Origin of the sequence: Caldimonas sp., assembly GCF_046289365.1 — a bacterium.
GTDB lineage: Bacteria > Pseudomonadota > Gammaproteobacteria > Burkholderiales > Burkholderiaceae_C > Caldimonas.
Genome location: NZ_JBKBVU010000073.1, coordinates 1 through 5751, shown reverse-complemented (window position 1 = coordinate 5751; position 5751 = coordinate 1). Strand labels below are relative to the sequence as shown.

Sequence of the window (5751 nt, the reverse complement as noted above, 5' to 3'; positions counted from 1 at the left end):
TGCACGGCTGGCTCGTCGAACACCTGCATGACCACTACAGCCTCTATGGCGAGTGGAGCGGCGTGCGCACCGCCCGCAAGCACATCGGCTGGTACGTGCGCGGCCTGCCGGGCGGCGAGACCCTGCGCCGGCACATCAACACGCTGGAGAGCTGCGATGCGCAGATCTCCGCCTTGAATCAGTACTTTGAAGCGCTGTCGCAGCGCCACGTGCATCTGCCTGATGCACCGGCCAGGCAGGACGAGCCCTTCGAAACCGAGGTCGCATGAGCAAGAAGCAGATCGAAGAATGCATCCGCGCGAGCCTGGAGTCCTATTTCAAGGACTTGCGGGGCGAGGAACCCCACTCCATGCACGAGATGATCATCTCCGTCGTGGAAAAACCGCTGCTGGAGGTGGTGATGCAGCACGCCGAAGGCAACCAGTCGCGCGCGGCCGAATGGCTGGGCATCAACCGCAACACGCTGCGGCGCAAACTCGTCGAACACAAACTGATCAAGTAAGACCAAGGCCCCCCATGTCGAACCCGCCCCTCACCGCCCTGCTTTCGGTCTCGGACAAGACCGGCATCGTCGAATTCGCGCGCGCGCTTGCGGCACTCAACATCCGGCTCGTCTCCACCGGCGGCACAGCCCGGCTGCTGACCGAGGCGGGCCTGAGCGTCACCGAGGTGGCCGAACTCACCGGCTTTCCAGAGATGCTCGACGGCCGCGTGAAGACCCTGCATCCGCGCGTGCACGGTGGCCTGCTGGCGCGTCGTGACCTGCCCGAGCACATGGCCGCGCTGAAAGAACACGGCATCGGCACCATCGACCTGCTGGTGGTCAATCTCTACCCCTTCGAAGCCACCGTGGCCCAGCCCGGCTGCACGCTGGACGACGCGATCGAGAACATCGACATCGGCGGACCGGCGATGGTGCGCTCGGCCGCGAAGAACTGGAAAGACGTCACCGTGCTGACCGACGCCAGCCAGTACGCCGGTGTCATCGAGGAACTGCAGCGCCACGGCACCACCCTGCCCGAAACGCGCTTCCGGCTCGCCGTGGCCGCCTTCAACCGCATCGCCGATTACGATGGCGCGATCAGCGACTACCTCTCGTCGCTGCAACCCGACGGCACGCGCAGCCTCTTCCCCGGGCAGAGCAACGGCCGCTTCGTGAAGGTGCAGGACCTGCGCTACGGCGAGAACCCGCACCAGCAGGCCGCCTTCTACCGCGACCTCCACCCGGCCCCCGGCTCGCTGGTCACGGCCCGGCAGCTCCAGGGCAAGGAACTCTCGTACAACAACATCGCCGATGCCGACGCGGCCTGGGAGTGCGTCAAGTCCTTCGAGACCCCGGCCTGCGTGATCGTCAAGCACGCCAACCCCTGCGGCGTGGCCCTGGGAGCCGACCCGGCCGAAGCCTATGCGAAAGCGTTCAAGACCGACCCGACCTCGGCCTTCGGCGGCATCATCGCCTTCAACCGCGCGGTGGACGGGGCTGCAGCCCAGCTCGTGGCCAAGCAATTCGTCGAAGTGTTGATCGCCCCGGGCTTCTCGGAGGAGGCCCGTGCCATCTTCGCCGCCAAGGCCAACACCCGCCTGCTCGAGATCGCCCTGCCCCCGGGCGGCACCACGGCCTGGGACCAGGGCCGCAACCTGATGGACGCCAAGCGCGTGGGCTCGGGCCTGCTGCTGCAGACGGCCGACAACCGCGAGGTGCGCCTCGACGAACTGAAGGTCGTGACGAAAAAACAACCCACGCCCGAGCAACTGGCCGATCTGCTGTTCGCCTGGCGCGTGGCCAAGTACGTCAAGTCCAATGCCATCGTGTTCTGCGGTGGCGGCATGACCCTGGGCGTGGGGGCCGGCCAGATGAGCCGCATCGACTCGGCCCGCATCGCCTCGATCAAAGCCGGCAATGCAGGGCTCTCCCTGCAAGGCTCGGCCGTGGCCAGCGACGCCTTCTTTCCCTTCCGCGACGGCCTGGACGTGGTCTGTGACGCCGGCGCCACCTGCGTGATCCAGCCCGGCGGCAGCGTGCGCGATGACGAGGTCATTGCCGCCGCGGACGAGCGGGGCATCGCGATGGTGCTCACCGGCGTGCGTCATTTCCGACACTGAGCGCTGGCGCGCGGCTCATGACCCTTGCCGACGCCACCGCAGCGCTCCTGTCGGCCCTGGCCCGCCTGATCACCGGCGCACAGGGCCACTGGCTGGGCTGCGTGCCCAAGGCCGAGCAGCGCATCTACTTTGCCAACCATCAGAGCCACCTCGACTGGGTGCTGATCTGGTGTGCACTGCCCCATGAGCTGCGCGCCCAGACGCGGCCGATCGCGGCCAAGGATTACTGGACGTCCAGCAAGCTCAAGCACTGGCTCACCCGCGAGGTGTTCAACGCGGTCTACGTGAACCGGCAGCGCACCGATGACCAGGACCCGCTGGAGCCGCTGATCGATGCCCTCCAACATGGCGACTCGCTGGTGATCTTCCCGGAAGGCACGCGCAGCAACCTGGGCGAGCCGCAGCCCTTCAAGTCGGGGCTGTACCACCTGGCCCAGCAGTTCCCCGACATCCCGTTGATCCCCTGCTGGATCGACAACGTCCAGCGCGTGATGCCCAAGGGAGAGGTCGTGCCCGTGCCGATGCTGTGCTCGGTGACCTTCGGCTCGCCGATGCAACTGGAGCCCGACGAGGACAAGCGCGCCTTTCTGGAGCGCGCCCGCGCCGCCGTGATCGCGCTGCGCAGGCCCGGGAGGGCCGGGGCATGAACGTGTTCAAGACCTTGCGCGGCTGGACGGCCGGCGAGCAGATCGGCCTGCTCTTTCTCATCGTCTTCGGCCTGCTGGCCCTGGCATCGATGCTCGCCACGGTGATGAGCCTGAAGGCGCAGACAGAGCCGCAGGTCGGCCGTGTCGAGCGCTTCAAGCGCGTGCTGCGCGACTCCTGGGTGTGGGTGTCGGTGTTCTGGATCGCCTGGATCGCCGGCGCCTTCGTCTCGATGCTGCTGTTCGGGCTGCTGTCGTTTTATGCGCTGCGCGAGTTCATCACGCTCAGCCACACGCGCCGCGGTGACCACCGCAGCCTCATCCTGGCTTTCTTCGTCGTTTTGCCGCTGCAGTACTCCCTCGTCGGCACACGCCAGTTCGACCTGTTCTCGGTCTTCATCCCGGTCTACGTCTTCTTCGCGATCCCGGTGATCAGCGCACTGGCCAACGACCCCGAGCGCTTCCTGGAGCGCAATGCCAAGATCCAGTGGGGCATCATGGTTTGCGTCTATGGCCTGAGCCACGCTCCGGCACTGCTGCTGCTCGAGTTTCCGGGCTATGCGCAGCGCGGCGCCTTCCTGCTCTTCCTGCTGGTCTTCGTGGTGCAGACGGGCTTGCTTGTGCAGTCCTACGTGGCCCGCCATCGGCCTCTGACACCGGTGGCCCCGGCCATCAGCACGTCCTTTTCCTGGGGCGCCGCAGGAGCCGGCGTGCTGGTCGGCAGCTTCTGCGGTGCCCTGCTCTACTGGATCACCCCGTTCAAGGCCGGCCAGGCCTTTGCGATGAGCTTCATCGCCTGCACCGCCGGCATGTTCGGCCACTTCGTGATGAAGGCGCTCAAGCGTGATGCCGGCGTGCGCTCGGCCTGGCATGCCGAGGGCCACCCCGTCACCGGCGCCGTGGGGCTGCTCGATCGCATCGCTGCGCTGAGCTTCGCCGCGCCGGTGTTCCTGCATTCGGTGCGCTGGTACTTCGAGCTGCGGCCATGAGGGTGCTCGGCATCGACCCCGGCCTGCAGACCACGGGCTTCGGTGTGGTGGACGTGGAAGGCCCACGCCTGCGCTACGTGGCCAGCGGCACCATCAAGACCAAGAGCGCCGACCAGGGCGACCTGCCCGCACGCCTGAAGATCCTCTTCGAGGGGATCCGCGAGGTGGTCGCACGCTACCAGCCCACCGTGGCCTCGGTGGAAATCGTCTTCGTCAACGTCAACCCGCAGTCCACCTTGCTGCTGGGTCAGGCCCGCGGTGCCGCATTGGCCGCCCTGGTGAGCTGCCACCTGCCGGTGCACGAGTACACCGCCTTGCAGATGAAGAAGGCCATCACCGGTCACGGCCTGGCGCGCAAGGAGCAGATCCAGGCGATGGTGGCACGGCTGCTGCACCTGCCCGGCGAGCCCGGCAAGGATGCCGCCGATGCCCTGGGGCTGGCAATCTGCCATGCCCATGCCGGCGCGGCCTTCGCGGCCGTGGCCAAGTCCGGCGGTGCGCTGCGTCGGCGCACGCACGCACAGATCAAGGGTGGGCGCAGTTACTGACGGGGCCAGAGCATCCTGTCGGCGATCACCACCGCAAAGAAGCCCAGTGCCGCCACGAGGGTCCACTTCGTGATGGCCACTCCCAGACGGAGCCAGCGCCGGTCGTTGCGCAGCAGGTACAGGCCAAAACAGACGATGGCGGCCAGGAGCAGCAGCAGGATCGCGATACGCAAGACGAGCATCGGCTGCGCACTCACCAGGCCGGCGCGAGTTGCGCGAAGCCTTGCGGCGCCTGGCGTTCATCCTCGAAGGTGACGATCTCGTACTGGCTGGCATCGGCCAGCACGGCGCGCAGCAGCTTGTTGTTCAACGCATGCCCGGACTTGTAGGCACTGTAAGCCGCGAGCATGGGTTTGCCAACGACGTAGAGGTCGCCGATGGCGTCGAGGATCTTGTGTTTGACGAATTCGTCGTCATAGCGCAGGCCCTCGGCGTTGAGCACGCGGTAGTCATCGACGACGATGGCGTTGTCCATGCTGCCGCCCAGGCTCAGGCCACGCGAGCGCATCATTTCGACGTCCTTGGTGAAGCCGAAGGTGCGCGCGCGGGCGATGTCGCGGCTGTAGCGGCCGCTGGCAAAGTCAAACTCGACGCGCTGGCCGGTCTGGTTGACGGCCGGGTGGTCGAAGTCGATCTCGAAGGCGAGTTTGAAGCCGTGGTAGGGGTCGAGCCGCGCCCACTTGAGGCTGCGGCCCTCCCCCTCGCGCACCTCGACGGGCTTGAGGATGCGCAGGAAGCGCTTGGGCGCGCGCTGGAGTTCGATCCCGGCACTGTGCAGGAGGTAGACGAAGGAGGCGGCAGAGCCGTCCAGGATCGGAACTTCCTCGGCCGTGATATCGATGTAGAGGTTGTCGATACCCAGGCCGCAACACGCGGACATCAGGTGCTCCACCGTGTGCACCCCCGGCGCACCGGGGTCGCCGCCGGCCGACAGGGTCGAGTTCAGCCGCGTGTCGGTGATGGCAGTGGCCGACACGGGGATCTCGACCGGCACAGGCAGGTCGATGCGCCGAAACACGATGCCGGTGTCGGGTGCCGCAGGACGCAGCGTGAGTTCCACGCGCTGGCCACTGTGCAGCCCAACCCCGACCGCGCGGGTCAGCGACTTCAGGGTGCGTTGTTGAAGCATGACGCCCTCATTTTAGGCAATGCCTATAGACCTTTCGCTTCCAATGGATGCGTGGCGCCGATTTCTGCGCTATCACGACGATAGCAGCCCCGAACACGCCGAGCGGACACCGCGGATCCGGCGGCGCCGGTCCGCTGGTGTCGCCCTTTGAGGGCTCGCGCCCAGCGCGTCGGGGGCCCATCAGTCGGCCTGTTTGCGCAGGAACGCCGGAATCTCGATCTCGTCCATGCCGTTGCTGGCCAGCGCATCGACCTTGGCCGCCGCCTGGGTGCGGCCCGTGCGCCACACGCTGGGGGTGTTCAGGCTGGCGTAGTCATGCGCCTGGGGCACGTGCGCCG

Annotated in this window: 7 protein-coding genes and 2 pseudogenes; 6 read left to right on the top strand and 3 right to left on the bottom strand. The window is 66.9% G+C overall.

Annotation, left to right across the window (positions count from 1 at the left end):
• The 6 genes and pseudogenes from ACK42S_RS09250 to ruvC form a co-directional block, all read left to right on the top strand.
• A pseudogene (locus tag ACK42S_RS09250) lies at nt 1–269 on the top strand (tRNA dihydrouridine synthase DusB); the annotation flags it as partial.
• The gene (locus tag ACK42S_RS09245; protein WP_104300311.1) at nt 266–502 is read left to right on the top strand and encodes a Fis family transcriptional regulator; all 237 of its coding nucleotides are present in this window, start codon (nt 266–268) and stop codon (nt 500–502) included. The pseudogene ACK42S_RS09250 and the gene ACK42S_RS09245, both read left to right, overlap by 4 nt.
• A 14-nt stretch (nt 503–516) precedes the next feature.
• Nucleotides 517–2103: a bifunctional phosphoribosylaminoimidazolecarboxamide formyltransferase/IMP cyclohydrolase gene (purH, locus tag ACK42S_RS09240; protein WP_409706040.1), complete on the top strand. Its 1587-nt coding sequence runs from the start codon at nt 517–519 to the stop codon at nt 2101–2103.
• Between the two features lie 17 nt (nt 2104–2120).
• Nucleotides 2121–2750, top strand: a complete 630-nt coding sequence (locus ACK42S_RS09235; protein ID WP_409706037.1) for a lysophospholipid acyltransferase family protein — start codon at nt 2121–2123, stop codon at nt 2748–2750.
• Nucleotides 2747–3736 (top strand): phosphatidate cytidylyltransferase, encoded by a 990-nt coding sequence (locus ACK42S_RS09230; RefSeq protein ID WP_409706034.1) that lies wholly within the window; start codon nt 2747–2749, stop codon nt 3734–3736. The genes ACK42S_RS09235 and ACK42S_RS09230 overlap by 4 nt, the downstream gene beginning before the upstream one ends.
• Nucleotides 3733–4284 carry a crossover junction endodeoxyribonuclease RuvC gene (gene ruvC, locus ACK42S_RS09225; RefSeq protein ID WP_409706031.1) on the top strand — a complete coding sequence of 184 codons (552 nt, stop codon included), beginning with the start codon at nt 3733–3735 and terminating at the stop codon, nt 4282–4284. Before ACK42S_RS09230 ends, ruvC begins: the two co-directional genes overlap by 4 nt.
• Here the strand turns inward: ruvC and ACK42S_RS09220 are convergent.
• The 3 genes and pseudogenes from ACK42S_RS09220 to ACK42S_RS09210 all read right to left on the bottom strand — a co-directional run.
• The gene (locus ACK42S_RS09220; RefSeq protein WP_409706028.1) at nt 4278–4466 is read right to left on the bottom strand and encodes a hypothetical protein; all 189 of its coding nucleotides are present in this window, start codon (nt 4464–4466) and stop codon (nt 4278–4280) included. The two genes, ruvC and ACK42S_RS09220, sit on opposite strands and share 7 nt — an antisense overlap.
• 11 nt (nt 4467–4477) lie before the next feature.
• A complete protein-coding gene (gene lpxC / locus ACK42S_RS09215) occupies nt 4478–5413 on the bottom strand; it encodes a UDP-3-O-acyl-N-acetylglucosamine deacetylase (RefSeq protein WP_409706025.1) in 936 nt (311 codons plus the stop codon).
• 180 nt (nt 5414–5593) lie between these two features.
• A pseudogene (locus tag ACK42S_RS09210) lies at nt 5594–5751 on the bottom strand (cell division protein FtsZ); the annotation flags it as partial.

What these genes read in the sequence shown, in the direction of transcription:
- ACK42S_RS09245 (WP_104300311.1), top strand. Translation starts at nt 266, where the DNA reads ATGAGCAAGAAGCAGATCGAAGAATGCATCCGCGCGAGCCTGGAGTCC.
- ACK42S_RS09220 (WP_409706028.1), bottom strand. Translation starts at nt 4,466, where the DNA reads ATGCTCGTCTTGCGTATCGCGATCCTGCTGCTGCTCCTGGCCGCCATC.
- ACK42S_RS09230 (WP_409706034.1), top strand. Translation starts at nt 2,747, where the DNA reads ATGAACGTGTTCAAGACCTTGCGCGGCTGGACGGCCGGCGAGCAGATC.
- ruvC (WP_409706031.1), top strand. Translation starts at nt 3,733, where the DNA reads ATGAGGGTGCTCGGCATCGACCCCGGCCTGCAGACCACGGGCTTCGGT.
- lpxC (WP_409706025.1), bottom strand. Translation starts at nt 5,413, where the DNA reads ATGCTTCAACAACGCACCCTGAAGTCGCTGACCCGCGCGGTCGGGGTT.
- ACK42S_RS09235 (WP_409706037.1), top strand. Translation starts at nt 2,121, where the DNA reads ATGACCCTTGCCGACGCCACCGCAGCGCTCCTGTCGGCCCTGGCCCGC.
- purH (WP_409706040.1), top strand. Translation starts at nt 517, where the DNA reads ATGTCGAACCCGCCCCTCACCGCCCTGCTTTCGGTCTCGGACAAGACC.